The sequence below is a fragment of the Mucilaginibacter sp. P4_G9 genome (genome assembly GCF_056400985.1).
Genome location: NZ_JBFUKF010000717.1, coordinates 1 through 1,523 on the forward strand (window position 1 = coordinate 1; position 1,523 = coordinate 1,523).

At 45.0% G+C, this 1,523-nt stretch carries 1 protein-coding gene; it reads right to left on the reverse strand.

Annotated elements, in window-relative coordinates; translation table 11 throughout:
• A partial coding sequence (locus tag AC1DPZ_RS27015; RefSeq protein WP_477409334.1) for a glycoside hydrolase family 9 protein occupies positions 1-1,523 on the reverse strand: 1,523 nt, incomplete at both ends.

A 1,523-nucleotide genomic window follows, 5' to 3' on the forward strand; every position in this document is an offset into this window, starting at 1 on the left:
CAGGTAGGCAATTGGGGCGTTCCAGTTTATAGTAACCTCGTTAGCGGCATAAGCGTTGGTATCGTCTACATAAGCTTCATCCGGTACTTTAGATGGAACTTTGATCCCGTCCTGCATCCCTGGGTTTGGCCCGCCTGCCAATAAACCGGGGATAGGATCAATCACACCATCACTTGCCGAAGGCCGATGATGCGGGTTCATTGGTGTTTTACTGCCGTAACCGGTTACATAAGAGTAGCCTGAAGCATTTCTTCCTAAAAGATAATCAAGGTTGGCCAAAGCATTATCCAGGTATTTTTTATTGTGCGATAATTTATAGGCCTGAATCAATAAAACGCCTTCGTTTGCAGCATCAGAATTACTACCCCAGCCAAAATGTTTTGCAGATTGCGTCATAGCCGTTTGGTAAGCATTGTCATCAACACCATTGATCAATTCGTCTGCCGTATTCAATAATCTCTTTTTTATCTCGGGCAGCTCATTAAAGGTTTTAACATCCGCGTTTTTTATGAGCGTGTAATACCCCAGTAATTTTACCTGCCCCCAGGCCGGCACCGGCATTTTATCATCGGGAAGCAGGTTAATGTTTTTTAAATATCCGCCATCTTTTGTGGTTACAAATAACTCAGATGCAGCCCAGATAAATTCGTCGGTAAAATCATTGTCTCCGTAGCCACCGGTAGTTATTGCCGGATTAAATTTCTTATTCATTTCATCCTGCCGGTAAGCTACATTGGGATTTTTTTGAGTCCATACCCAGGCCGTTTTGGCTGCTATAAGGCATGAATCGGCCAAGCCCGGCGTTTGTGGTGCAAATTTCTTAAAGATTCTTGCAGCCTGTGCCATAACGGCGGCAAAATCTAATGTTGCAGCTGTGCCCTTTTGCACCACGTAGCGTGGCGTGCTATCCTTATCGGGCATTTCAAATTTATCAAAAGCAGCATTGGTTAATTTGTTGTAAACGCCGCCATCGTTGGGGTCCTGCATGGTGAGCATCCAGCGTAAGTTCCATAATACCTCGTTCAACAGATCAGGCAGGCCATTTCCGGTTTCCGGGATATTGAGCTTTACCGAATTCATGTGCCTTGGAAAATCTTCGTACAACGAAAGCAGGGTACTTGTAGAGATACCGCTGTTTACAATGTATTTGTTATAATCTCCTGCATCGTACCAACCGCCGGGCGACGAAATAACTGTACCGGCAGGTCGTTTTTCGCTTGCGGCAGATGGGTGGATCAATACCTTATTATCCGGATGCCCTTCTGCCCTGGCCCATTTGCCGGCATACTTTTGGGTTAAGGGGGTTGATGCCCGCATAAAATAATAGGCTTTGATAACAGCACCCGCCACCTTTTCATGAACGCCATTTTTTATCCTGAAAGGATAGGAATATCCCACACCTGCAATATAAAGCCGGTACTCACCTGGTTTTTCTAATTTGCTAAAATCGGCAATATAGGTTGTTTTACCTGCAAATGAGGGCTTCACCGATGGCTTCAGGATACTGCTGAATACTGTATGCT